27 protein-coding genes are annotated in these 25,874 nt (G+C 54.7%); 13 read left to right on the forward strand and 14 right to left on the reverse strand.

All coding sequences use genetic code 11. The features are described from left to right. Window positions 1–654, forward strand: coding sequence for an SRPBCC family protein (locus W822_RS25060; protein ID WP_024003237.1), 654 nt, complete (start codon window positions 1–3; stop codon window positions 652–654). A 75-nt stretch (window positions 655–729) separates the two neighbouring features. Continuing rightward, the gene (locus W822_RS25065; protein WP_024003238.1) at window positions 730–1,716 is read left to right on the forward strand and encodes a Bug family tripartite tricarboxylate transporter substrate binding protein; all 987 of its coding nucleotides are present in this window, start codon (window positions 730–732) and stop codon (window positions 1,714–1,716) included. Between the two features lie 145 nt (window positions 1,717–1,861). Here W822_RS25065 and W822_RS25070 read toward each other — a convergent pair whose 3' ends face one another. The 5 genes from W822_RS25070 to W822_RS25090 form a co-directional block, all read right to left on the reverse strand. Further along, entirely contained in the window at window positions 1,862–3,901 is a 2,040-nt protein-coding gene (locus tag W822_RS25070; RefSeq protein ID WP_024003239.1) for an oxidoreductase, read from the reverse strand. 78 nt (window positions 3,902–3,979) lie between these two features. Continuing rightward, window positions 3,980–4,750 carry an amino acid ABC transporter ATP-binding protein gene (locus tag W822_RS25075; protein WP_031241973.1) on the reverse strand — a complete coding sequence of 257 codons (771 nt, stop codon included), beginning with the start codon at window positions 4,748–4,750 and terminating at the stop codon, window positions 3,980–3,982. A gap of 2 nt (window positions 4,751–4,752) precedes the next feature. Further along, window positions 4,753–5,418 (reverse strand): amino acid ABC transporter permease, encoded by a 666-nt coding sequence (locus W822_RS25080; RefSeq protein ID WP_024003241.1) that lies wholly within the window; start codon window positions 5,416–5,418, stop codon window positions 4,753–4,755. Between the two features lie 82 nt (window positions 5,419–5,500). After that, entirely contained in the window at window positions 5,501–6,343 is an 843-nt protein-coding gene (locus W822_RS25085; RefSeq protein WP_024003242.1) for a transporter substrate-binding domain-containing protein, read from the reverse strand. 45 nt (window positions 6,344–6,388) lie between these two features. Further along, the gene (locus W822_RS25090; RefSeq protein ID WP_024003243.1) at window positions 6,389–7,300 is read right to left on the reverse strand and encodes a dihydrodipicolinate synthase family protein; all 912 of its coding nucleotides are present in this window, start codon (window positions 7,298–7,300) and stop codon (window positions 6,389–6,391) included. Window positions 7,301–7,407: 107 nt separating this feature from the next. Between W822_RS25090 and W822_RS0123055 the strand changes: the two genes are divergently transcribed. From W822_RS0123055 to W822_RS25125, 7 genes are all read left to right on the forward strand, one after another. Beyond that, window positions 7,408–8,139 (forward strand): GntR family transcriptional regulator, encoded by a 732-nt coding sequence (locus W822_RS0123055; protein ID WP_031241975.1) that lies wholly within the window; start codon window positions 7,408–7,410, stop codon window positions 8,137–8,139. Then, window positions 8,136–9,272, forward strand: coding sequence for an NAD(P)/FAD-dependent oxidoreductase (locus W822_RS25095; protein WP_024003245.1), 1,137 nt, complete (start codon window positions 8,136–8,138; stop codon window positions 9,270–9,272). The genes W822_RS0123055 and W822_RS25095 overlap by 4 nt, the downstream gene beginning before the upstream one ends. Then, a complete protein-coding gene (locus W822_RS25100) occupies window positions 9,265–9,558 on the forward strand; it encodes a (2Fe-2S)-binding protein (RefSeq protein ID WP_024003246.1) in 294 nt (97 codons plus the stop codon). Before W822_RS25095 ends, W822_RS25100 begins: the two co-directional genes overlap by 8 nt. Beyond that, window positions 9,558–10,985, forward strand: a complete 1,428-nt coding sequence (locus tag W822_RS25105) for an FAD-dependent oxidoreductase (RefSeq protein WP_024003247.1) — start codon at window positions 9,558–9,560, stop codon at window positions 10,983–10,985. Before W822_RS25100 ends, W822_RS25105 begins: the two co-directional genes overlap by 1 nt. Continuing rightward, the gene (locus W822_RS25110; RefSeq protein ID WP_024003248.1) at window positions 10,963–12,420 is read left to right on the forward strand and encodes an aldehyde dehydrogenase family protein; all 1,458 of its coding nucleotides are present in this window, start codon (window positions 10,963–10,965) and stop codon (window positions 12,418–12,420) included. The genes W822_RS25105 and W822_RS25110 overlap by 23 nt, the downstream gene beginning before the upstream one ends. A 105-nt stretch (window positions 12,421–12,525) precedes the next feature. After that, window positions 12,526–13,506, forward strand: a complete 981-nt coding sequence (locus tag W822_RS25115; RefSeq protein ID WP_024003249.1) for a Bug family tripartite tricarboxylate transporter substrate binding protein — start codon at window positions 12,526–12,528, stop codon at window positions 13,504–13,506. Window positions 13,507–13,911: 405 nt separating this feature from the next. Continuing rightward, entirely contained in the window at window positions 13,912–14,523 is a 612-nt protein-coding gene (locus tag W822_RS25125; RefSeq protein ID WP_024003251.1) for a LysE family translocator, read from the forward strand. On the opposite strand, the gene W822_RS25130 is transcribed toward W822_RS25125, so the two are convergent. Together W822_RS25130 and W822_RS25135 are read right to left on the reverse strand one after the other, a co-directional pair. Then, on the reverse strand, window positions 14,524–15,720 hold the full coding sequence (locus tag W822_RS25130) for an MFS transporter (RefSeq protein ID WP_024003252.1): 1,197 nt from the start codon (window positions 15,718–15,720) through the stop codon (window positions 14,524–14,526). A 232-nt stretch (window positions 15,721–15,952) separates the two neighbouring features. Further along, on the reverse strand, window positions 15,953–17,044 hold the full coding sequence (locus W822_RS25135) for an alkene reductase (protein WP_024003253.1): 1,092 nt from the start codon (window positions 17,042–17,044) through the stop codon (window positions 15,953–15,955). Between the two features lie 378 nt (window positions 17,045–17,422). On the opposite strand from W822_RS25135, the gene groES reads away from it, so the two are divergent. The 4 genes from groES to pyrF all read left to right on the forward strand — a co-directional run bounded on the left by groES (window position 17,423) and on the right by pyrF (window position 20,890). Further along, entirely contained in the window at window positions 17,423–17,710 is a 288-nt protein-coding gene (gene groES / locus W822_RS25140) for a co-chaperone GroES (RefSeq protein ID WP_024003254.1), read from the forward strand. A gap of 81 nt (window positions 17,711–17,791) precedes the next feature. Beyond that, complete coding sequence (gene groL, locus W822_RS25145; protein WP_024003255.1) at window positions 17,792–19,438, forward strand: chaperonin GroEL; 1,647 nt, start codon at window positions 17,792–17,794, stop codon at window positions 19,436–19,438. Window positions 19,439–19,663: 225 nt separating this feature from the next. After that, window positions 19,664–20,059, forward strand: coding sequence for a diacylglycerol kinase (locus W822_RS25150; RefSeq protein WP_024003256.1), 396 nt, complete (start codon window positions 19,664–19,666; stop codon window positions 20,057–20,059). Between the two features lie 6 nt (window positions 20,060–20,065). After that, window positions 20,066–20,890: an orotidine-5'-phosphate decarboxylase gene (gene pyrF / locus W822_RS25155; protein ID WP_024003257.1), complete on the forward strand. Its 825-nt coding sequence runs from the start codon at window positions 20,066–20,068 to the stop codon at window positions 20,888–20,890. A gap of 59 nt (window positions 20,891–20,949) precedes the next feature. Here pyrF and W822_RS25160 read toward each other — a convergent pair whose 3' ends face one another. From W822_RS25160 to W822_RS25190, 7 genes are all read right to left on the reverse strand, one after another. Next, window positions 20,950–21,462, reverse strand: a complete 513-nt coding sequence (locus tag W822_RS25160) for a CinA family protein (RefSeq protein WP_024003258.1) — start codon at window positions 21,460–21,462, stop codon at window positions 20,950–20,952. 3 nt (window positions 21,463–21,465) lie between these two features. Next, entirely contained in the window at window positions 21,466–22,017 is a 552-nt protein-coding gene (locus tag W822_RS25165; RefSeq protein WP_024003259.1) for a phosphatidylglycerophosphatase A family protein, read from the reverse strand. Window positions 22,018–22,033: 16 nt separating this feature from the next. Beyond that, window positions 22,034–23,026, reverse strand: coding sequence for a thiamine-phosphate kinase (gene thiL / locus W822_RS25170; RefSeq protein ID WP_024003260.1), 993 nt, complete (start codon window positions 23,024–23,026; stop codon window positions 22,034–22,036). 118 nt (window positions 23,027–23,144) lie between these two features. Continuing rightward, window positions 23,145–23,588 (reverse strand): transcription antitermination factor NusB, encoded by a 444-nt coding sequence (nusB, locus tag W822_RS25175; protein WP_024003261.1) that lies wholly within the window; start codon window positions 23,586–23,588, stop codon window positions 23,145–23,147. A gap of 29 nt (window positions 23,589–23,617) precedes the next feature. Beyond that, window positions 23,618–24,172 (reverse strand): 6,7-dimethyl-8-ribityllumazine synthase, encoded by a 555-nt coding sequence (gene ribH, locus W822_RS25180; RefSeq protein ID WP_024003262.1) that lies wholly within the window; start codon window positions 24,170–24,172, stop codon window positions 23,618–23,620. 17 nt (window positions 24,173–24,189) lie between these two features. Further along, on the reverse strand, window positions 24,190–25,338 hold the full coding sequence (gene ribBA / locus W822_RS25185; RefSeq protein ID WP_024003263.1) for a bifunctional 3,4-dihydroxy-2-butanone-4-phosphate synthase/GTP cyclohydrolase II: 1,149 nt from the start codon (window positions 25,336–25,338) through the stop codon (window positions 24,190–24,192). Between the two features lie 104 nt (window positions 25,339–25,442). Then, on the reverse strand, window positions 25,443–25,865 hold the full coding sequence (locus W822_RS25190) for a RidA family protein (RefSeq protein WP_024003264.1): 423 nt from the start codon (window positions 25,863–25,865) through the stop codon (window positions 25,443–25,445). Window positions 25,866–25,874: the final 9 nt, after the last annotated feature.

The following is a 25,874-nucleotide window of genomic DNA, read 5'->3' on the forward strand; positions in this document are numbered from 1 at the left end:
ATGGAAATCACCGGCACCCAAACCCTCCCCGCTTCCCGTCAAAAAGTATGGGACGCGCTGAATGATCCGGACGTTCTGAAAAAGTGTTTGCCCGGTTGTGAATCCGTGGAGCAGACCAATGACACAGAATACAAAGTCGTCATTGCCGCCACGATCGGACCGTTACGGGCTCGCTTCAATGGCAGGCTGCGCATGACGGAGATGAGTCCGCCCTCTTCCTGCACCATGGTGTTCGAGGGGCAAGGGGGACCGGTCGGATTTGGCAAGGGTTCGTCCGTTGTCCGGCTGGAACAAGCCCCAAACGGCACAGAACTCAACTACACGGCAAAAGCGGAAGTCGGCGGCAAACTCGCGCAGGTCGGTTCAAGACTCATCGACAATGTGGCACGCAAGATGGCTGACGATTTTTTCAACGCATTAAAAAAACAGCTTTCTTCTCCCGCCCAGGACCTGGCCGAAAGCGCCGCTCACGTTGCGCCCACCCCATTAAGCGCGACAAAAGAAACCGCAACAAGTGCAATGCCCGGCCATGCCCACAAAGCTACGTCCGTGCCGCAACAAAATGGCACTGTGATGGTGCCGGGCTGGTGGTTACTGGTCGCAACCGCCCTCGGGTCGATACTCACCGTCGTAGGAACATTGCTCGTTCGTTAAGTTAATTTCAACTGGTCACGGTCCGCAGAACTTTGCCAGTATCTGTATCCCAATAAAATCAACAGGAGACAAAAAATGACCTCGATCAAACCTTCGCGGCGAAAATGGTTAATCGCCTCAGCCAGTGCCGGACTCTGTGCATTGGCCCACACGAGACTGGCCAGAGGTGCTGAAGTCGTTCGGATCATCGTCGGCTTTCCGCCGGGCCAGGCCACGGACATTGTCGCCAGGCTGCTTGCCGAACAACTGAAAACGGTCACGGGTGATAACTACATTGTTGATAATCGGCCAGGCCAGGGAGGCAGCATTGCGATGGGAATAACAGCGAATTCGCCTGCCGACGGTACCGTCATGATGCTGACCCATATGTCTGCCGTGGCGACAAACCCGCATTTGTACAAATCAGTCCACTACAACTCAAAAAACGACTTCAAGGCAGTCGGACTGGTCGGTGACCTTCCTTTCGTATTGGTTTGTCACCCATCGCAACCGTTTACGACGATACCCGAACTGATTGACTATGCAAAAAAGCACCCCGGCAAGCTGACACATGCCTCGTCAGGAAACGGGACGGTCTCGCACCTGGCGATGGAGGAATTCAAGCGGCGCGCGGGCATAGACGTGTTGCACGTGCCATACAAGGGAAGCGCTCCCGGCCTGACCGATGTTGTTGCCGGCCAGGTATCTCTGGCACTCGAAACCGCTGCGGGCGTGCAACCCTTTGTCAAAAGCGGTCAACTGCGCGCATTGGCGACAGCGACACCAAAGCGGTTGCCTGGCATGCCAAAGGTCCCGACGACTGCAGAACAAGGTTTTGCCGACTTCACAGCGGCAACGTGGCTCATGCTGATTTACCCGGCCCGCACACCAGATACGCTGGTTTCATCGACATTCGATGCTTTGTCGAAGGTGATGAGTAACCCTGAAGTTAGCGAAAAACTCGCCCGGATCGGCGCGATCGCACGCACCAGCGCAAACCCTCAAGAGGCGGCGGCTTATATTCGCTCAGAGTATGACAGTTGGGGAGAAGTGGTAAAACGCAGCGGAGTAGTGCTGGATTAACGCAAAATATCACTGCTATTACAGGGATTTATCTTCACGCAAGCTGCCACTGTCTTCGTCCTTTTGTTAGCCGCATGCAGGATCCGAGGCAATCTATGGCGCGATGAATATAATCGCCGCGCCATATGTAAACAAGAAAGGCTACTCAGAACTCTTTACAAAGCCGAAGACTATCGTAGATGGCCGCGTGGATATTGCGACTGGCTACCGCATCTCCTACGCGAAACAACATATATTTCCCGTCAGTGTTGGAGCCGATTGTCTGGGGCCGATCACCAGTCAGAGCCCTGTAATCAACAGCACCCGCATTGCGGGAATATGCCTTGAGTTCCATATAGAGGTCGTCATTGGGCACAGTGCCGTTATCGCTGACGACCATGTCCACCTCACGCACCTCCTCCTCAAGTGTATATTCGTTGCGCAGAACAGCGTTCAGACCATTGCCACTGCGCTCGACGCGCTTGAGCCGCCGGTCCGGGGTTATCGTGACTCCATTCTTGTAGAGGTGAGACAAATAAACCGGAAAATTATAGGCACCCGCCTCGACGCCGAGATGTCGTTCGGGCGTGATTACCTCCAGTTTTTTCTTCGCCTGGGACAGATAGTCGGCACAACTGATACCGGAATCGGCGCCCTGGTCGTCGAACATCAGTATCCGCTCGCCGAGTTCCACCCGTCCGCTTAATATATCCCACGTACTATAGGTATGCTCAGCTCCTTCGATCTCGCCGACATTCGGATAGCCGCCAGTTGCGATCACGACGATGTCTGGCGAGAAGCGGGCCACCATTTCAGCATCAGCCGTGTACCCCAGCCAGATATCGACGCCAAGTTTGCGGCACTGATCTTCAAGCCACTGCGTGATGGTCTGCAGGTCTCCACGCCAGTTCACCTTGGCGGCATAGTTGATCTGACCACCGAGTTGAGGCTCTGCCTCGATGAGCGTAACAGTGTGCCCCCGCTCGGCCGAAACACGTGCCGCTTCCAGCCCGGCGGGGCCGCCACCGACGACGACCACGCGCTTCGACGCCTTGGCTCGCTGGATGACATGCGGCATACTCACTTCGCGACCGGTGGCGGGATTTTGAATACAAAGGGATTCGCCACCTGCATAGATGCGGCTGATGCAATAGTTGGCCCCGACACAGGGACGAATGTCGTTTTCCCGCCGCTCAGTCAGCTTGCGCACGATATGCGGATCCGCGATATGCGCACGCGTCATGCCGACCAGATCGATGACGCCCTCCTCCACTGCGCGCGCCGCTGTGGAAAGATCCATGATGCGATTGGCATGCATGACCGGAATGGAAACGGCCTCCTTGATAGCGCCAGCCATTGTCAGATAGGGAGCCAAGGGGGTTCCCATGCCCGGCATGGACAACGATGCCGTGCGCCAGTCATAGACCGTACTCGCCATGACATTCAGATAATCGATGGAACCGGTGCCGGCCAGACCGGTAGCGATACCCAGGCTTTGTTTCTGATCAATGCCGGCTTCGAAGAATTCGTCTGCGGTCATGCGCACACCAAGCACAAGTTTGTCTCCCAGCCCGCGCCTGACGGCATCGATGATTTGCAGCGGAAAACGCAAGCGATTCTCTAGACTCCCGCCATATTCATCATCACGCCTGTTCACAGCCGGAGAGAGAAATTGCAGCGCGATCTGTCCGCCACCAAAAAGCAGTTCGATACCATCAAGACCGGACGCGGCAGCGCGCTGACCGGCTTCGTAGAAGTCCTGCAAAATACGATCGAAGTCCCAGGCCTCCATCTGGCGTGGGAACGAGCGATGCTGCGCCTCGCGCACAGCCGATGGCGCAACCGGCGCCATCCACACCCCCGTATCCCAGCGTCCCCGGCGGCCGGGATGTGATATTTGACAAAAAACCGCTGCGCCATGATCATGAACCGCCTCCACCAGCGACTTGATATGCGGAACCGCCCGGTCTTCAGCGAGCGTGAGTTGTCCGAAAGGCGCGGTGGAGTCAGGCGATACGGCGCTTGATCCGCCAATCACTGTCAAGGCCAGACCGCCCTTGGCTTTTTCGACATGGTACAGGCGATACCGTTCTCCGGCCAGCGACTCGACCCCATATCCGGGAGCGTGGGCAGTACTCACAATTCGATTGCGCAGTGTGAGTTCACGTAAGCGGAAGGGTTGAAGAAGTGAGTCATAAGCAGGCATGGCAATGGTCCTTTGTTAGAAACAGCTCATTAAATGGGGTTCGCGGGGGTTGTAATGGTGAGCGTGATAATTGAACGCTCAGTTATTTAGCATGTGGTGATAACGGGTCAGGAAAGTCTTCAGTCTGTCGGACTGTGGGTTACCAAGTAACTCAGCAGGCGGACCGATTTCCGTGATTTTGCCCTGGTCGAAAAAGACCAATACATCTGCGACATCCAGCGCGAAGTTCAGCTCGTGCGTGACTACCACCATTGTTCGGCCGTCCTCAGCCAATGCTTTCATCACATCCAGAACCTCTCCGACCAGTTCCGGATCAAGTGCGGATGTCGCTTCATCAAAAAGCAAAACTTTTGGCTCCATCGCAAGCGCCCGTGCAATCGCGACACGCTGCTGTTGACCGCCTGACAATTGAGACGGATAGCTTTTCGCCTTTTCACTCAAACCGATGCGTTCAAGCAATTGAAGCGCAAGCGACTCTGCTTTTTCACGCTCCATCTTTCGAACCAGCATCGGCGCCAGCGCGACGTTATTGAGGACCGTGCGGTGCGGAAAGAGATCGAAGCTCTGAAAAACCATGGCCATTTCCCGTCGAAAACTCAGGGCATCTTTCTCGCCATCAACTTGCTTCTCGTTCTGGAAAAAAACCTCTTTATCGCCAATTCTGAACGTGGCTTCAGTCGGTGTTTCCAGCAGATTAAGACATCGCAAAAAAGTCGACTTGCCACACCCGGAAGAGCCGATAATGGCTGCCGTTTTTCCTTCTTCCAGACTAAAACTGACATCTGTCAGCGCTTTGAAATCGCCATAACTCTTGGACAGGTTTTCAATCGTGATAAATGGTGTTGACATAATCAGCTCAGCCTCTTGTTGGATTGGCGCTCGATATGATTCGTCCAGGTTGCCAGCGGCCAGATGATGACAATGTAAATCACCGCAGCAAAGGTAAAGACTTCCAAAGGACGATAGGTTTCAGCAGTCAGCGCATTGGCGGCGTACATGAGGTCATGCACCGCAACGATGGATAGTAAAGACGTATTTTTGAACTGGATGATGGCTTGATTGACAATCGCCGGCGTCATGCGCCGAAACGTTTGCGGCAATATCACATGACGCATGGTCTGCCAATAAGACATGCACAGGGAGCGGCTTGCGCTCCATTGACGTTTATCGATTGACTGTATGCCGCCCCGGAAAATTTCGGCGGAAAACGCGGCCATATAGAATGTGAGTCCACAGCCGGCAGCCAGCCACGGCGGAAAGTTGATGCCCAGCACGATAGGAAAGGCATAATAGAACCAAAGAATTTGTATCAGTGCAGGCGTACACCGGAAAATGCCAATGAATAGCTGAACAAACCACCGCGCCGGCCCGAAGGAACTGATTAACATCAACCCCAGAACGAGCCCGAGAATCAATCCGACGACGGTTGTCCCTATTCCATAGACCAGCGTAATATAGATTGCCTCGAGCCAGACGGATGGTTGCAGCACAACACTCCAATCATATTCATATCCCATGAATTTCCCTTAGTATGTGAGTAAAGCGAGCGCAGGTACAGCGACCTGCGTCCGCACGTATCAGGCCTCTGTCCCTAAGGCACTAGAACTGCACTTCAGGCGGAATCTGCTTGGCGTCGTAACCCGCCTTTGCCAGAACCTTCATAAAGATATTTTTGACAGTGCCATCTGCCTTGCGCTCTGCAGCCCATTTTGTAAGCCACTCGGAAAGCTTATCCGCCGACCTCGGAAGGCCGGCTGATGAACCCATCGTGACCAGCGGAGTCGGAAAAAACACGCTTTTGAACACAGTCGGTGCCGCCTTGATCACGTTGAGGCACCGCAAAACATCCGCGCCCATGATATCGGCACGTCCGGACTGCACGGCAAGCGTAATTTCAGAATATTCGGAGAGCGTGATATGTTTTGCTTTAGGCGCCATTTTCTTGAACATGGCTTCAACACTCGTACCGGTCACGGTGGCAATGCGCACATCAGGGGAGTCCAGTTCCTTCCAGGTTTTCCCAACAGTTGAATTCTTGCCGTCCATGGCACAAAAGGCGAGGTCGTACACAGGACCGACCATGAATAACGCTTTCTTTCGTTGATCTGTGGCGCTCATTCCAGGCCACAAATCAATTTTTTGTGATTGCAGATCCAATACGACCGTCTTCCAGCTGGTCTCCTTGAATTTGACATTCAGTTTTTTACCCATCTTGTCGCCCAGGTCTTTGGCGATCGCATGGCAAAGTTCGATTTCATAACCTTCCCATTTACCGGTAGCCGGATCAATCCACGAACCAATACGATCATTTGGAATGGCGCCGCAAACAATCTCCCCGTCGCTTTGAATGCGATCCCAAACGGGATCCGCCAGCGCGGGGGTTGCGGCAATACTGCCGCAACTTAAAGCGAAGAATGTCGCTATATTCAGTCTGAAATTCATGCTATATCCCCTCGTTAAAGAGTGAAATTACACCGCTAGAAACGTTTACTTCGGAAGAGGCTTGTTCGCCGTGGCATAGATCTTCTCAATCCCTTTCCCTATTTCAGATACCTTTGCCTTGTCTGCCGCCAGATGCGGACGGCGAACTGTTCCTCCGTTCAGACCGAGCGCAGCCATACCCGCTTTCACAAAGGCAAAGTTGGACAGGCCGGAACTGGCCATCAAGTGATAAAGCTGATCAATAATTTGCTGATTGCGCGATACCTCGGCAAGGTCGCCTGCGCGGTAAGCGTTATATGTCGCCACGACTTCAGCCGGGCAAATGTTTGAAATGGTTGATACGGAACCGGCAGCACCCCGGCTCAGGAGACTGCTCAGGTAGGGTTCAAGCCCGGCGAAATGCTGCAACTTATCGCGGGTCAGATAGTAGGTTTGCGCAACGGCATAAAGATCCCGTGCGCTCTCTTTATATGCTGCCACGTTAGGGATGTCTGCCAACTCGGCAGTCAAAGAAGGAGAAAGCCCGACGCCAACACGACCCGGATTGTTGTAGAGCATGACAGGCAACCCGATTTCAGCCACTTCGCCGATTGCGGCCTTAATCTCTGCCGGGGTGGGCAGGCAATAGACTGGCGGCAAGACCATGCATCCGTCGTAGCCGATGCTTTTTGCATATTTTGTGAGGTCCAGCGTATCGGCGTGATTCAGGGATGAGGTCCCCGCAACCAGCGTCGCTTTTCCTTTGTAGCCATCAGCAATCAACTTAAAGAGGTTCTTTCTCTCTTCAATCGACATCGAATAATACTCGCCTGTGCTGCCAGAGACGACAAAGCCGTTGATACCCGCCTGCAATAGCCGGTCCAGATGTGCGGTCAATGCTTTCTGGTCGATCGCCCCCGTTTCGTTGAACGGTGTGATCACTGCGGATAAAACACCTTGCCAATTCATTTTGCTCATTTACGTCTCACTTTTTTAGTTGATAAAGAACACGATATACGATATATTGTGCGATATACGATATATGCTATATTTCATATTGAAAAACGTAAATAAGGGTTTTTACTGTGAAAACATTGGAAAATAACGCCACCGACGCATTTAACGCCGTTCGCAACGACTCATTATCCGAACAGGTATTTGCCCAACTGACGCGCACGATTCTGTGTGGAGGTTTTGCTCCCAATGATCGGATTAATCTGCGTAATATTGCGCGTGATTATGAGGTCAGTGTGACCCCGGTAAGAGAAGCGGTTCTGCGGCTGGTGTCCGATGGCATTCTTCAAACCACTGAACGCAATGCCATCATTGTTCCCCAGCGGTTTGAAGAAGATATCCGCGAAATCTTTAGAATCCGCAGGACACTTGAAGGCGAACTGGCCGAAGCGGCGTGTCTGAAGCTGACGCCAACCGACGTGGCTGCATTGAACGACACACAAGCCAATTTCGTTGCGGCGCTTGAAAAGGAAAATTACCGCGAAGCCCTTCGCCTGAATGCCGATTTGCATTTTCGGATTTACAGTGCCGCACAGATGCCTATCTATTTAAAGATTGTGGAAAGCCTGTGGCTGCGGATCGGGCCGACCCTGCGCAATATGTATCCCATTCTTAATCAACGCCGTACAGACCACAGCCCGCACGAGCTCATTCTTGCGAGTGCCACGGCCGCAGATGCGACCGGACTGCGTGAGGCGATCATCGCTGATCTGACCCGATCAGAGCAGGCGCTCACGGAATATCTCAGGCGTGTGAATGAAGCGCAGGCACTTATAGCCATGCCGCATCGGGGCTATCGTTGAGTACTCCGACTCATTTTGGAGGACAACAGCGACAAAACGTCGATGTTGCGATCATAGGCGGCGGTATTGTCGGCTTATTTACAGCCTTTCTGCTGGCCCGGTCCGGCAGACGAGTCGCGCTTTTTGAACAAGGCGAAATCTGGTCCGAAGCATCGGCAGTGAACGCCGGTTCGCTGGGTGTCCAGAATAAACTGAACCCGCTTGTACCTTATACATTATGGTCATGGGAGATTTGGCAGAAGCTCGCGACAGAATTTGGTATCGATGCAGCTGTCAAGCGGTCGGGCGGATACAAAATCGCCCTGACAGACGAAGAGGCAGAGCGCCTCGGGCACAGTGCTGCGGAGCAGGCACGCCTAGGTCTGACGGTGGAAATGCTGACACGAAAACAAATAGAAAAACAGGCGCCCTGGCTCTCCGCAGAGGTGACAGCGGCAGCCTACTCTCCCGATGATGGTTCGGCCAGCCCGACAAAAATGGGGCCGGCGCTTGCCAAGGCGGCCCTGGCCTGCGGTGTACAGATTTTCTCGCGCACGCCTGTTTTCGATATTAATCCAGGCCCACGTGTTGAGATTAATACATCAGAAGGGGCCTATTTTGCCTCGCAGCTGGCGATCACGACCGGCGCCTGGACACAAGGCGTAGGCGCCATGCTGGGCGCGACGCTTCCGGTCGAATTGGATGTAAATATGGTCACCGTCACCGAACCTGCAGCATTCACCATCGGCGGGCTGGTCAGCCACGCCCGCGGTATTCTGACGCTCAAACAGGTCGCCAACGGCAGTTGCCTGATTGGTGGTGGCTGGCAGGGTGTGGGCACGCTTGAAGACCGGCGCAAAGATATCGACCATGATCAGCTTGTCCAAAATATCAGGCTGGCCTTGCAGGTCGTCCCTGGCTTGCGCCGACTGAACGCACTGCGAAGCTGGGCAGGATACGAAGGCGTGACGCCCGATTCCCTGCCCTATATCGGCCACTTGGGTGGTCAGGAAAACATCTTTGTTGCAGCATGCGCGCGCGGCGGCTTCACCCTCGGCCCCGCCATGGCGCGCCTACTGAGTGAACTGATATCGAAAGGACGTACTACGCTTCCGATCGATATCTTCGACCCAGCGAGATTTGAAAATGACTAAATACCGCCAGATTGCCGGCGTCCAGCCAGGCAAATCAGTCGCCTTCACATTCAACGGGCTGCCATTGAGCGGACATGAGGGGGACAGTATTGCAGCTGCCCTCATGCGTGCAGGCGTCACATCCCAGCGCCACTCGTCGCGCGACAACGCTGCCCGGGCTTATTATTGTGGCATGGGACAATGCTGGGAATGCGCCGTGCACATTGACGGGATCGGGACCGTGCGAAGCTGCATGCAACGATTGGCCCCTGATATGGTGCTTGCCGCCGCCGACAAGGATCTGTAATGGAGGATCCCGTTGTCATCATCGGAGCCGGCCCCGCCGGTTTGTCTTGCGCCCGTACCCTTGCCAAAGCAGGACGCCCTGTCGTCATCATCGACGAAAACAACCAGCCAGGCGGGCAATATTTTCGTCAGTTGCCCGAACCATTTACCGCTGACTATAAACATCTTCCCCACGACATTCCCGGATTTCAGTCGCTATCCGGTGTGCTCGAGCATGCCGCTGTACGCTATCTGCGGGCCACCACCGTCTGGTCTTGCACCTCGCCGCAGCAGGTTGCCTATGCCGGCAGTGCAGGCAGCGGAAGAGTAAATGCCAGCGCTGTTGTTCTGGCGACAGGCGCCCAGGATATGCCGTTTCCCTTTCCGGGCTGGACTTTGCCCGGCGTGATTTCAGCAGGCGGCTGCCTGAATATGATCAAAGGACAGGGACTGGTGCCGGAAGGTCGTATCGTGATTGCAGGAAATGGCCCGCTCGTCCTTGTCACTGCAGCGAGCCTTGTTGCTGCCGGTGCCAACGTTGTCGGGGTGTTTGAAGCTCAGCGTTCCTCCAGACTGATACCGCCTGTATTGAAGGGCCTGTTTTCTGCGCCGAACATCGTTTCGCAGGCAATCTCGTACAGGGCAAAACTGATGAAAGCCCGCGTCCCCCTGCATTTTAAGCGGATGATTACCCAGGCAGAAGGCACAGGCCAGCTTGGCAGGGTCACGCTAGGCCACGTTGGCGCCAATGGCAAGCCGGAACAAAACGGCAGGCACTCGATCGACGCAGATGTGCTTGTCACGGGATACGGCCTGATACCTGGCGCTGAACCAGCAAGACTATTCGGCTGCAAGATGCAAACTGCGCCGGACCTGAATGGTACGGTCCCCGAACGATCCGCAACGCTGGAGACCAGCGTGGCAGGCGTATATGCAGTGGGCGACGGGGCAGGAATCGGTGGCGTCAAAGTTGCGATCGCCGAAGGTCATATCGCGGCCTTAGCCATATTGAACCAGCCAGTCCCTCTTGGCGCAGCCGCCAGCTATCGACGACTGGACCGTTTCCGCAGGCAACTGAATCTGGCATACCAATCCCCAAGCCCGCTTACTGCCGCCACCGCCGATACGATTATCTGCCGATGTGAAGCGCTTCGGCTTGCCGAACTACAGAATCACCCTGCCCTGAAGTCAGGCAATTTGAACGCACTAAAAACCGCTACCAGGCTGAGCATGGGACGCTGTCAGGGGCGCAATTGTCTGCCTTCCATTTCACATCTTTTGTCACTACCTTCGGAAAATCTCTCTGCCCGTCCACGGGTTCGCCCACCTTTGCGTCCGGTTCCGTTGTACCAACTCGCCGCAGACAAAGACGCAATCCGGGTCAGGGAACCCGATGAACCATCCACTCAAAAAAAGGAGAATGCGCATGACAGCTACCGAGCTGATTAAAAATATGGATCTCAATCCCTTTATTAACGGCGAACACGTATCGACGGGGAGCAACGCGACCGAACCCACTTATGACCCGGCGACAGGAAAAGTGCTATGCGAAGTACCTGTCGCCGATGCCGCCCTGGTCGACCGGGCAGTGAAGTCCGCGAAAGCCGCACTTGCAGGCGCGTGGGCAGATGTCACTCCGGCTGAACGCAGCCGCATCCTGTTCCGGATAGCGGCCGGCATTCGAGCCAAAGCAAACGATTTGTCGATAGTGGAGTCTTATGACAGCGGCAAGCCCTTGCGGGAAGCGAAAGGCGACATCGAAACCTCTGCGCGGTACTTCGAATATTATGCCGGCATGGCCGACAAACTCCAGGGCGATACGATTCCGCTGGGGAAAAATTTTGTTTCGTTTACCCAGCATGAGCCCATTGGCGTCACTGCACATATTATTCCCTGGAACTTCCCCCTGGTCACGACATCACGCGGCCTCGCACCCGCGCTTGCCGCAGGAGCAACCGCCGTGGTCAAGCCGGCTGAACAGACGCCACTTACGGCACTGATGCTGTGCTCTATTCTCAAAGAGGCCGGCGTGCCTGATGGCGTTGTCAATGTCGTTTGTGGTAATGGCGTAACAACCGGCGTGCCGCTTGTGGCTCACCCCGATATTGCGCATGTGACATTCACGGGCTCAGTCGTGACCGGTATAAATGTCATGCGCAGTGCCGCCGAGCACGTTGCTTCTGTTACGCTCGAGCTGGGCGGCAAATCTCCCGTCGTCGTCCTGAATGATGCAGATCAGGATGCCGCGCTTGAAGGCACGCTGAAGGCAATTTTCATGAACGCGGGCCAGGTATGCTCGGCAGGCTCGCGGCTGGTCATTGAACGCGGATGCGCCGATGCTTTTCTGGAAAAACTGGTTGCCCGCGTTCAACAGATGACGCCAGGTCGTGGCTCAGATGATCCTGATATTGGCCCGATCGTATCCAGCCAGCAACTGGATAAAATCGCCAAAATCGTCTCAACCAGCGTCGAAGCGGGTGCAGAACTTCTGGCTGGCGGCAGCGTCCTGAAACCAGAGGGCCTGGACGGCTGGTTCTACGCCCCCACCCTTCTGAAGGCAAACAGCAAGGATACGCCTTCCGTTCAGGAAGAAATCTTCGGGCCGGTTTTGACCATTCAGATCGCTGACGATTTTGACCACGCATGCGAATTGGCAGAGTGTACCAATTTTGGTTTGGTCGCCGGCATTTACACAGCCGATTTTTCCAAAGCAATGCGCTTCAGTCGTTTGGTATCGGCAGGACAGGTCTTCATCAATCAGTATTTCGCCGGAGGCGTGGAAACGCCGTTCGGCGGTACGAAAAATAGCGGATTCGGCCGTGAAAAGGGGCTGGAGGCTTTGCGCGCATATTATGCCGTTAAGACAATTACCGCGAAAATTTAAATTGAAAAAAGGGGCTGTCTTCAGCATGCACTGACGGGGCATGCCCCAATGACATAAGTAATTTATACAAAAACTAAAATCATTTAAACGGAGGAGCATCCGATCATGAATGCCTCGGCATTGAAAATTGTTTTATGTGCGCTATCCCTTGCCATATGCAATAGCGCACCTGCACAAACGAACTATCCGTCTCAGCCAGTCAAAGTCGTCGTGGGCTTTGCCCCTGGCGGTTCAACCGATCAAGTTGCCCGCATTATTGCAGATGGCATGGCTGCGCGTCTGAACCAGTCTTTCGTTGTTGAAAACCGCCCCGGGGCAAGTGGCAATCTCGCTGCGGGACAGGTAGCGCGAGCCCACGGAGATGGTTATACGCTGCTATTGAGCGCAGTGGGCCTTGCGACAACGGCAGCATTTAATCCTGAAATACTGCAAGCTCATCCCACACAGGATCTCGCGCCGGTTGCACTGCTGGCCTATACACCAAATGTCCTGTTAGCGAGCGACAAAAGTGGATTCAAATCTGTAGCAGATGTCATTGAATATGGAAAGAAAAATCCAGACGGACTCAGTTTTGGCCATTCGGGATATGGCGGCGGTTTGCATTTGACCGGCGAGATCTTCAGCGTCCGGTCTGGTGTGAAAATGACCCAGGTCCCATATAAGGGCGTGGCCCCGATGATGCAGGACTTGCTTGCCGGCCATATCAACATCGGCTGGGATAATCTTTCTACAGCTTTGCCTGTGGCCCGCAGTGGCAAGGTACGCGCGCTGGCCATTGCAGCGCCAAACCGGTCACCGGAGATGCCCGATGTGCCGACATTCGAAGAGCTTGGCTATAAAAATATGGATTTTGGCGCCTGGTTCGGTATGCATGCGCCTAAATCCATTTCCCCAAAACTGGCAAAAACCCTGTCTGAGCAGTTGTCTGCTGTTCTGGACGATGAAAAAGTCAGGCAACGGATCGCTGCGTTAGGAATACAAATTATAAAAAGCAAATCCCCCGAAGCATTTTTGGCTTATGTGGATTCGAATATAACGCAGTGGAAAGAGGTCGTTGATCAGGCGAATGTAAAGCTGAATAAATAAGCGTCGGGGGCTGATTAAGCGCTGTCTTATATCAGCTCCCTGATCAATCCTTGAGGTCAACTATGCATTTAAAGGATTTCGATATCAGGCAATTTTTCAAATTCATTCAATTTCCCGCAGAGCCTGAACAAATAGATTCCTCTGCACCTGACCCAATGAATGAGGCAAGCTCAAGCCCTTATCCCCTTGACAATGAGGAATCGATTGCCCTGGCCTATTTACTACAAGCGCCCTGGCTTTAGGTACCGGTTCCCAAAGGCAATAACTGAAAGCGGACACGCTTTTGCAATCCTCATTTTTAAATTCAAACAAATGACTTGTCGTATTTCACAATAAACAGCAGAATATGCATATCCTGATAATTACCCCGATAATCTCCATATTCCAAATAGAAAGAGCATAGATATGTCGTTCAATACCTGGGCCCTGCTCCTCATCACCTCAATGGGAATCTCACTGGTGCCAGGCCCTAATGCGCTGCTCGCCCTGACGCATGGTGCATTACATGGCCGCCAGCGGGCCCTGTTTACCATCGCAGGCGGTTTACTGGGATTTATCATTGTCATTGGCCTGTGCGTTTTCGGCATTGGAGCACTATTACAATCCTCCGTATTTTGGTTCACTGTGCTCAAATGGGTCGGTGGTATTTATATCGCCTGGCTGGGAATAAAACTGTGGTTGTCACCGCCCATCGTTCTGGAAGTGACAGAAGGAACGAATCGCGCCACCAACGGTAAGCTATTTCGCCAGGGCTTCCTGTCTGCAGTGACCAATCCTAAAGCACTACTCCTATACACCGCCATGCTTCCCCAGTTCATTGATCCGAACGGCAATATTTTTGTCCAGTTCGTTATCATCGCCATTACCTATTCCGTCACTGAGTTCGCTGCTGAGTATATGTGCGTGTATGCAGCCAATCGCATACGACCCTGGCTTTCGCGGGTCGGCAAGCGATTTAACCAGGCGTTTGGGGGCTTATTTGTTGTGATAGGCGCTGCATTACCTCTGCGCACTTAGTTATGGCGCAGCCTGTGGCGAAATCACCCGGGGGGCTTGGTGCATGAAAATCAGGGAAGCAGCAAAAATAGCACAGCCGGCGGTCACGTAGAGAGGGGCGCTTTTCCCCAAAAGATCAACAGCGATACCGCCAATAATGGCCCCCAGCGTGACACCGAACTGGATGACCGCCAGAAAGAGCCCTCCCACGCCTTCGAGAAGATCAGGCGCAGCGCGCCCCATCCACGTCTGAGTCATGACTGGTCCAGCGCCGATAGCCATGCCCCAGGCCGCCGCGAAAGCAAGGACCGCGAAATAACTGGCGTTAAGCGCAAGCAGGCCTATCGTTGCGATACCGAGGGTCAAACATGTGATCGCGAATCCCTTGCGCAGAACACGATCGGCAAACACCCCGGCCATTGCGCTCCCGACCAGGCTGGAGAGGCCGAGCACTAATAAAACGGGGGCGATAGCGGTCGCCCCGAGGCCGTTGGTTTCCAGAAATGGACGCATAAAGGTGAAGCCGCATACTTCTCCGCCGAAAAATAGGAGTCCAATGACCATGCCAACCCGGACTTTTTGCCTTGTCAGCAAACCAAGCAGGCTTGAAAGGCTCGTAGCGCTTGCTGACGGGACACTTGGTAAACATATGGCCTGGAAAATCAATGCAATCAAACCGAATCCGGCAACGGTCATAAATGCCGCGCGCCAACCTAATGCTTCACCAATGAGCGTGCTGAGCGCTGGCGCAATAACAAGCCCTGCAGACAGACCCATAAACACAATCGACATCCCCTTACCCATATCTTCTATCGAAACAAGACGGACGATTGTCGCGCCCGCCAGAGCAAAGAATCCGCCGATGGCGATTCCAAGGAGCATGCGGGCAGCAAGCAGGACAAGGTAGTCGGACGTAAGAGAGACTGCAATATTGGACGTGATCACCAGCATACACAGAATAAGATTGATTCGCTTGCGGTCCAGGTTACCGATAATCAATGCAACGGTGGGCGCTGCGATACCGGCAAAAAGCGCAGTGAGAGTGACGGCCTGCCCGGCAACACCTTCCGTGACATTGAGATCGGCCGCCATGGGCGTGAGCACAGCCATGGGCAGCAATTCGCTGCTGATCAATGCAAAACTCCCGAAAGTCAGGGAGATGACCGCCAGCCAGGTGGATATCGACCACGAACTGTTCTGATGAGTGGATTCAGGCATGATGTTCTCCTTGATGAATAATCATGAAAACAGTCTAATGCCTAAATTCGAAGCGGCAGAGTAACAAATTTGTCGCTAATCTGATGGCTTTGTCTGCACGAATGCAATCATATAACCCGGTTGTGCGGCTCTCAGGCTAACAAGGGGCCCTCTGGTACCCGAGAAACAATGCGAAAACGCCGGCTTAAGCATTCGCTCCAGCCGGCGGCGGTGAGCAGACAACACGCGGAAGTTATGCGTCAGCCGGGACGAGCGCAGGATAGTCGATGTAACCTTTGGCACCGCCACCATACAGCGTGGCCTGATCCAGGTCCGCCAGCGGAGCGCCCGCTTTCAGGCGTTCTACCAGATCAGGGTTCGCAATGAATGGACGTCCGAAGGCAAACAGATCGGCTTTGCCCTCTTCGAGCCGGGCGTTCGCCAGTTCCAGATCGTAGCCGTTGTTTGCGATGTAGGTGTTCCTGAACTGTCGGCGCAAAGCGTCGAAGTCGAACGGCGCCACGTCGCGCGCGCCTCCCGTCGCCCCCTCGACAACGTGCAGATACACCAATCCCAGAGTGTCGAGCTGTGCCACGAGGTAGTCGAACTGCGCCTGCGGATCGCTGCTGGAAATGCCATTGGCTGGCGAGATCGGAGAAATGCGAATGCCGGTGCGCTCAGCGCCGACTTCCTTCACCACGCCCGCCGCAACCTCCAGGGTCAAACGCGCGCGATTGTCGATCGAGCCGCCGTAGGCGTCGTCACGCACATTGGAACCATCCTTGAGGAACTGATCCAGCAGATAGCCGTTGGCGGCGTGGATCTCTACGCCGTCAAAGCCGGCGGCAACCGCGTTGGCCGCAGCCTTGCGGAAGTCTTCGACAATACCCGGCAGTTCGTCGAGACTCAGCGCACGCGGTTCAGAAACCGGCAAGAATTCGTTGTTGACGAAGGTCTTTGTCTCGGCGCGAATGGCAGAGGGCGCGACCGGCGCGGCGCCGTTCTCCTGAAGTGCCACATGCGATACCCGTCCAACGTGCCACAGCTGCAGGAAGATGCGCCCGCCTTTGGCATGAACCGCATCAGTGACCTGCCGCCAGCCGTCAATCTGCGCCTGCGTGTAAATGCCAGGCGTGTCCTGATATCCCTGGCCTTGCTGGGAAATTTGCGTGGCTTCGGCGATCAGCAAGCCGGCTGAAGCACGCTGGCTATAATAGGTGGGGGCGAGTTCGCTGGGCACGAATCCCGCTCGCGCGCGGTTGCGCGTCAGCGGCGCCAGGACGATCCGGTTTGCGAGTGTCAGAGAGCCCAGAGCATAGGGCTCGAACAACGATTTCTGAGTCATGTTTTCGATTTTTCCAATTGGGTTGATGGATTTCTCAAATGTCTGGAGCCCATGGTGATATTGACTGCCAGTATTCGACGTCGTAGCGGTATGTACCGCCGGGCCAGCCGACGGATGATGTTCATCGTCCAGGCATCCGGAGAATTTCAAGCTAATTTATGATGATGCCCATAATCTATTTTGTCAAATCTTTGGTTATAACTGAAATATATGTGGGAATCAAAAACAGTATCCGCCCCAAAAATGTAACAAGCCCCTTTCCCCTCTTGAAACTCTCCCGTTCATCCCTATAATTAGCACTCAGTAGGGTCGAGTGCTAACAGCTCGCCTGACTTAACCAATTTACCAACCTTTATATATCTATTCAGGAGTTTTTCCATGGCATTGCGTCCTTTGCAAGACCGCGTGATCATCAAGCGCCTCGATAACGAACGTAAAACCGCGTCCGGCATCGTTATCCCTGACAGTGCAGCAGAAAAGCCAGATCAGGGTGAAGTTGTTGCTGTTGGTCCAGGCAAAAAAACAGAAGATGGCAAAGTACTCGCTGTTGACCTGAAAGTCGGCGACAAAGTGCTTTTCGGTAAATATGCCGGTCAGTCCGTAAAAGTCGACGGCGAAGAGCTGCTGGTGATCCGCGAAGAAGAAATCCTCGCAGTAATCGGCTGATCCGCCTGCAAGAACTAACCTGCCCGCCCTGCTTCGGCACGGATACAAGGGCTACCGAGACAATCAATCAAGGAATTAAACATGGCTGCTAAGCAAGTATTTTTCGGTGACGACGCACGTGTGCGTATCGTCCGTGGCGTAAACGTTCTGGCAAATGCTGTTAAGACAACACTGGGTCCTAAAGGCCGCAACGTGGTTCTGGAGCGCTCATTCGGCGCCCCCACAGTGACTAAAGACGGTGTTTCTGTTGCCAAAGAAATCGAACTGAAAGACAAATTCGAAAACATCGGCGCCCAGCTGGTCAAAGAAGTTGCTTCCAAAACATCCGACAACGCCGGTGACGGTACTACGACTGCAACCGTTCTGGCCCAGGCCGTGGTTGAAGAAGGCCTCAAATACGTGGCTGCCGGTATCAACCCAATGGATCTGAAACGCGGTATCGACAAAGCCGTTGCCGCTGCCGTTTCCGAACTCCAATCCCTGTCACGCCCATGCACAACCAGCAAGGAAATTGCCCAGGTTGGTTCTATCTCTGCCAACAGCGACAGCTCTATCGGCGACATCATTGCCAACGCAATGGACAAAGTCGGCAAAGAAGGCGTGATCACTGTTGAAGACGGCAAATCTCTGGACAACGAGCTGGACGTGGTTGAAGGTATGCAGTTTGACCGTGGCTACCTGTCTCCTTACTTCATCAACAACCAGGAAAAACAGGTTTCTGCCCTGGAAGATCCGTACGTTCTGATTTTCGACAAGAAAATCAGCAACATCCGTGACCTGCTGCCTATCCTGGAACAAGTTGCCAAATCAAGCCGTCCTCTGCTGATCATTGCCGAAGACGTTGAAGGCGAAGCCCTGGCAACGCTGGTTGTGAACAACATCCGCGGCATCCTGAAAACCACTGCTGTTAAAGCACCTGGTTTCGGCGACCGTCGTAAAGCCATGCTGGAAGACATCGCCATCCTGACTGGTGGTACCGTGATCTCTGAAGAAACCGGTATGTCTCTGGAAAAAGCCTCGATCGACGATCTGGGCCAGGCCAAACGCATTGAAGTCGGTAAAGAAAACACCATCATCATCGACGGTGCAGGCGTAAGCGCAAACATCGAATCTCGCGTTAAACAGATCCGTACACAGATCGAAGAAGCCACTTCTGACTACGATCGCGAAAAACTGCAAGAGCGCGTTGCCAAGCTGGCAGGCGGTGTTGCTGTGATCCGTGTCGGTGCTGCAACCGAAGTTGAAATGAAAGAGAAAAAAGCACGTGTTGAAGATGCATTGCATGCAACGCGCGCTGCGGTTGAAGAAGGTATTGTTCCTGGCGGTGGCGTTGCGCTGATCCGTGCCAAGAAAGCCATCGAACAGATCAAAGGCACCAATGCCGATCAGGACGCCGGTATCAAACTGATTCTGCGTGCTGTTGAAGCTCCTCTGCGCACGATCGTATCCAACGCCGGCGACGAGCCAAGCGTTGTTGTAAACAAAGTTGCAGCTGGTGAAGGCAACTACGGCTACAACGCCGCCACAGGCGAGTACGGTGACCTGGTTGAACAAGGTGTTCTGGACCCAACCAAAGTAACACGTACAGCACTGCAAAACGCTGCTTCTGTCGCCAGCCTGTTGCTGACAACTGAAGCCGCTGTTTGCGAAATCGTTGAAGACAAACCTGCTCCTGCCATGCCTGATATGGGCGGCATGGGTGGTATGGGCGGCATGGGCGGATTCTAATCCTCCTTTAGCCAGCTCAGTACCAGGGCCCGCTTCGGCGGGACCGCAGTCAACAAACCCCGAACGGGCAACCGTTTCGGGGTTTGTCTTTTATGGCGCCTCGCTGACGCGTGCGCTTCCTGCCCAGGGCGACACGCTGTGAGCGTTTTGTCCCTGTTTGCTTGAATCGACAGACAGCACGCGGTTTAATCAAGACGTAGCGTTTTGTGAACTACAATGTCGTTCATGAATCGACCAAGCCACCCCCGTGTCCGCAAAAATCGCGGCGTCCTGCGTTTTATGCAGGCCGCTGTGTATTCGGCGCAGGGTTTTCGTGCCGCGTTTACCAGTGAAGAAGCGTTTCGTCAGGAATTGATGGTCTGCCTGATTCTGACGCCCTTCGCCTTTTTGCTGGGCCGCAATTTTGCAGAAATCGTTGTTTTGCTGGGTGTCCTGGTCAGTGTACTTACGGTGGAATTGCTTAACTCGGCCATCGAAGTGCTTGCCGACACTGTCAGCACCGAAACGCACCCCCTGATAGGCCAAACCAAAGATATTGCCAGCGCAGCGGTTATGATGGTGATCGCTTTTGCGGGTCTGGTCTGGGTTGGTCTGCTCCTTGTTCGTCTGTTTTCTCATTAAGCATCAATGACATTTATCGAAAAACTGGAATCTGCCTGGCAAAGCCAGAACTCACTTCTGATGGTTGGACTGGATCCCGATCCTGAACGCCTGCCGGTCAGCATGAAGCAAAACCGGGCATCCACCCTTGAATTCTGCAAAGGTATTGTGGATGCGTCTGCACCCTATGCCTGCGGCTTCAAACCGCAAATCGCCTATTTTGCCTCACAGGGCGCCGAAGAACAGTTATCGGAGCTGTGTGCCTATATCCACGAAACCTATCCGCATCTGCCCATTGTCCTGGACGCCAAGCGCGGTGACATTGGTACCACAGCAGAGCACTACGCGCGCGAAGCCTATGAGCGTTACAGGGCCGATGCCGTGACCGTCAGCCCCTATATGGGATTTGACTCCATCGAGCCGTATCTGGCCTGGAAAGACAGGGGCATCATTATTCTGTGCCGCACCTCCAACCCGGGTGGCTCCGACCTGCAATTTGTCGAATCGGCCACGGGTGAACCCCTTTATTTGCACGTAGCCAGCATGGTGGCAGAAAAATGGAATACACACGGCCAATGTGGCCTGGTGGTGGGCGCGACATTCCCTGAGGAAATTGCCAAAGTTCGCGAGCGAGTAGGCGATGCCATGCCGCTGCTGGTACCCGGTGTGGGCGCTCAGGGGGGCGATATTCCGGAAACGGTGGCTGCCGGGCGCAATGCGGCGGGAACAGGAATGATGATCAATTCATCGCGGGCGATTCTGTATGCCAGCTCCGATGAAAACTGGCAGCAGGAAGCCGCTAGAGTGGCGCGGGAAACCCGCGATCAGATCAATTTGGCACGCGCGCTGTAGCAAAAAAGCGCGCTTGACCGGCGATGCCTCCGTAACCGGAGGCCGCCGGTATACTCCGCCTAATTTTCGTCGATGATACGCCTTGCGATTTCCATGGCGTAAATGACGGCCTGGCTGCGGACCTGGTGACGATCCCCGACAAAATTTTGTGAAAACGGCAGTGTGACAATGCCGTCTGCTTTACGGTAAGAAACAGCAAAGCAAACCAGTCCGACCGGCTTGTGTTCCGTGCCGCCATCCGGACCGGCAATCCCGGTAGTACTGACGGCGCAGGTCGACAGCGGCGCGTTGCTGAGCACCCCTTCTGCCATTTCAATGGCCACTTCTTCACTGACCGCACCGAATCTGTCCAATGCAGTCTGGTTCACGCCAAGCATATCCATTTTCGCTTCGTTCGTGTAAGTCACAAACCCGCGGTCAAACCACTGACTGGACCCGGCAATGGCCGTGATGGCACCAGCAAGCAGTCCGCCTGTGCACGATTCTGCCGTGCCGAGCAACCAGCTTTTTTTCTTCAGAGAATTGCCCAGATCGGCTGCGACCTGCCATTGTTCGCTTAACAATTCAGACATCCTTTACCCCAGTATCCTTGTAGCAATAGCCATAATGAACAACGTATAGGCAGCGGCCACCACATCGTCCCACATCACGCCGAACCCGTTTTTAAGTGTGCGATCGAAGTAGCCGATAGGCGGTGGTTTGACAATATCAAAAAAGCGGAACAGCACAAAGGCCACCAATTGCCAGCCCAGATTCATGGGCGCAACCAGCAGGAGCACCGCCCAGAAAGCCACGATTTCATCCCAGACGATTCCACCATGATCGTCCACCTGCATTTCCTGGGCCACGCGATGGCAGCAGTACACGCCATAGGCAAAGCAGATAAGAATAAACAGGGCCATGTAAAAGTCGGTGCCCAGCACGGCGCTCAGCGGCCACCACAGAATCCAGGCCAGGACAGTGCCCCAGGTGCCAGGACCGGGTCTGACCAGACCGGAGCCAAAACCAAAGGCAAAAAACCGATGGATGTTGCCACGGATCCAGCCGAAAGTGGGCCATTGCGTTTTCACGTTAGTACGGTTGCCGGCGGCATTATTGATCGTGTGGGTAGGAATGTCTTCTATCATGCAAGTGCTTCTGTGTTTACGGCTGCTGCCGAGACCGCCGGAAATGATCGAATCCTGCGGGAAGTGCGGAAATGTCCTGTTGCGTTGCATCCAGCACCCGCAAGCCCTGCCCGGCATGAATCATGCCGATGCGCGTCAGCTTGACGGACTGGCTGGCAGACAGAGCCAGCAGCGCCGGTCTGGCAGATTGCGGGGCGGTAAAACACAGCTCATAGACATCGCCGCCGCCAAGGACAGATTGGCGCAACTGCTGCGGCTCATTTTCCGGCAGGCTAAGATTAACAGGCATTAAAGATTCGTACAATATGGCAGCAACACCGCTGGCCTGCAAAATATGTTTCAAATCCTGTACGAGACCATCGGAAATATCAATCATGGCATGCGCCAAGGGCCGCAAGGCCAGTCCCAGCGCGACCTGCGGCTCGGGCCGTTCCAGAGCAGAACGGGTCGCGGCCAGCAATTGAGTATCGCGTTCGCCCAGTGTCTCGCCCGCTTTTTGGCGCAGCAGCAAATTCAGCGCCCAGTCAGCTGCGCCCAGGGTGCCTGATACCCAGATATCGTCTTCGGGACGGGCCCGGCTGCGCGCCAGATACGGGGGCGTGACTTCTCCCAGGACGGTAACGCTGATGACAATGTCATGTTCGCTGCGGGTGGTGTCGCCCCCGATCAGGGGACATTGGTATCGGTCGGCCAGTGTGTTGAAACCGCGCGAAAAAGCTTCGAGCCAGGCGGCATCATACTGCGGCAGCGCGATTCCCAACAGGCATCCGCGCGGCGCCGCCCCCATGGCCGCCAGGTCGGACAAATTGACAGCCAGCGATTTATGGCCAAGGGCTTCGGGATCGACGTCGGAAAAGAAATGACGCCCTTCAAGCAGCAGGTCTTTGCTGATGGCCAGCGAGGACCCGGCCGAGGGCGCAAAGACGGCGCAATCATCACCCACCCCAATGTCAATCGACGATGCGGGACGGGTGAAATAATTGCGGATGAGATCAAATTCGCCAGACATAGGGACTGCTCTAGACGCCACAATAAAGACGGCAATGGGGGCTGACCAGGATCCGCATCTGCTTGCGCCTTGCGGGCGTTACCGGCAACACAGTGCCGGTCGGCTTGCCGTTACGCGATCAGCGCCCGGCATTGACTTCGAGCGAACGCACACGCGCCGCCAGTTTGTCCAGAACGCCGTTAACAAATTTAAACCCGTCAGTGCCGCCGAATTCCTTGGCCAGCTCGACGGCTTCATTGATCGCGACCTTGTAAGGTACATCGACGTGATGGATCAGTTCGTAGCTGCCGATCAGCAAAATGCCGTGCTCGATCGGCGACAGCTCGTCAAGGGGACGGTCGATGTAGGGCACGAATGCCTCACGCAACGCCGGTGCGTCGGCAAACACGCCATGCAGCACGGTTTTGAACCAGACCGGGTCGGCGTTTTCAAATTCAGGGCTGTCCTGGATATGCGCATCAATCGCCCCGGCCTCGCGCAGGTCAGTGTCGCCACTGACCAGCCAGGCGTAAATTCCCTGAAGGGCAAATTCGCGCGCCCGCCGGCGCGCACTGCGATGCATTGTTTTATTGTCCTGAGCCACTCGTTATCCTATCGCCTTGGGGTATCTGCAATTTCTTCTGTTTCATCATCTTCGTCGTCATCATCATCGAGATCGTCGAAGTCATCGTCTTCATCTTCTGATTCCGGCACCAGCGCAGCAGACAGATTGGCCATTTCAACAGCGACCTGGGCGCAATCCTTGCCCTTTTGCTCGGCACGGGCCTTGGCCTGCTCGTCGTCTTCTGTGGTCAGAATGCCATTGGCCACCGGCACGTTGGTATCCAGAGACACGCGGGTAATGGCTGCGGCACTTTCATTGCTGACAATTTCAAAGTGATAGGTTTCACCACGAATGACGGCCCCCAGGGCAATTAACGCGTCAAATTCGTAGGTTTCTGCCATTTGCGCCAGCGTCAGGCCGATTTCCAGTGCGCCAGGCACGGTCACGACCATGATATCGCGCTCGTCCACACCCAACTCGCCAAGCTCTGCCAGGCAGGCTTCGAGCTCGGCAAAACCAATTTCCTCGTTAAAGCGTGCGCACACGATGCCGATATGCAGGCCTTCGCCATTCAGGTCGGGGGCGAGTGTATAAGGTTTCATAGCCATTCCTCTTAAAGTCAGCTGGGGTCAGAATAAGTTTCGTAACCTGTCACGGTGAGTGCATAACCGGTCATGCTTGGCATTTTACGTGGAAGTGCAAGCAGACGCATCTTTCCAACGTTCAGTTCACGTAATATTTGCGCGCCGATTCCATAGGTGCGCAGATCGTAGCGATCATCGCGTCGTGCCGTATTCTCGGTGTCGCCCCATTTTCCCAGTGCATCGAGCAGGCCTGCCTGCGACCCCTGGCAATTGAGCAGCACCAGAACACCGGCCGGGCTGGCGGAAATGGCTTCGAGCGCCTGGGATACGCCCCAGCTATGGGCATTGCGTTCCAAGTCGAGCAGGTCCAGAACCGAGACCGGCTCATGAACGCGAACCAGCGCTTCCTGTTCCGGGTCAATCGTACCGTGCACCAGTGCAATGTGAGCAGCACCGGACATGCTGTCCTGGTAGGACACCGCTTCGAACTGGCCAAAAGGCGTTTTGAGGCTCTTGCTGCCCAGGCGCCGGATCATGGACTCATTTTCGCTGCGATACTGAATGAGATCGGCGATGGTGCCTATTTTCAGATTATGCTCGCGGGCAAACTCAACCAGGTCGGGCAGGCGGGCCATGGTGCCATCGGGCTTGAGAATTTCACAGATGACTGCAGCCGGGGTCAGGCCGGCCATGGCGGTCAGGTCACAGCCCGCTTCAGTATGCCCGGCGCGGATCAGCACCCCGCCTGACACCGCCTGGACGGGAAAAATATGACCGGGATTGACGATATCCTGTGGCTTGGCTGTCTTGGCAACCGCGGCCTGAATCGTGCGGGCACGGTCAGCGGCCGAAATACCGGTCGTCACGCCTTCGGCCGCTTCAATGGAAACGGTGAAATTGGTACCAAAGGACGTGCCATTGCGTGAGGCCATCAGCGGCAGTTCCAGCTGACGGCAGCGTTCTTCGGTGAGCGTCAAGCATACCAGACCACGCGCGTGGGTGACCATGAAATTGATGGCTTCCGGGGTCACGAAATCAGCCGCCATGACCAGATCGCCCTCGTTTTCCCGGTCTTCTTCGTCGACCAGAATCACGATACGCCCCGCCTTGAGCTCCTCGACAATATCGGAGACGGGAGAAATGGTGCAATCGGGCACCAGGGAGACAGGGGCGGCAGAGGTCATGATTAAGCTTGTATCCGGAAGGCTGTGCCGGCAAGTAGCGCCAGCATAAGGCAAAAACGTTATTTTACCCCGTCCGTACCCTTAAAAGGAGGCAAACGACGCTTTCACTCCGAGGTTTGTTGCGTGCCGCGCACCACTGCCGTGACTTCAATTTCCACTTTTGCCCGATCCTCGATCAGGTCGGCCACTTGCACGGCGGTCATAGAGGGAAAATGCCGTCCGATGAGCGTGCGATAATGCTCGCCAATAACCGGATAGGCGGCTACATATTCCTGCTTGTCTTTCACATACCAGTTCATGCGCACGATATCCGATGGCCGGGCGCCCCCCTCGTTGAGAACAGCCACGATATTTTCCAGGGTCTGGCGCACCTGCTCGCCCAGATCGTCGGAGTCGAACTGTTGCTGGCCATTCCAGCCGATCTGGCCGCCGATGAACAGCAGGCGGCTGCCCGCCTCTACTGCAATCATCGTGCCGTTGGCATAGCCGCGAGGTTTGGTCCAGTCGGACGGTTGTAATATTTCCATTTTTCTGCT

The sequence above is a fragment of the Advenella kashmirensis W13003 genome (genome assembly GCF_000506985.1).
In the GTDB taxonomy this organism is placed as follows: domain Bacteria; phylum Pseudomonadota; class Gammaproteobacteria; order Burkholderiales; family Burkholderiaceae_B; genus Advenella; species Advenella kashmirensis_A.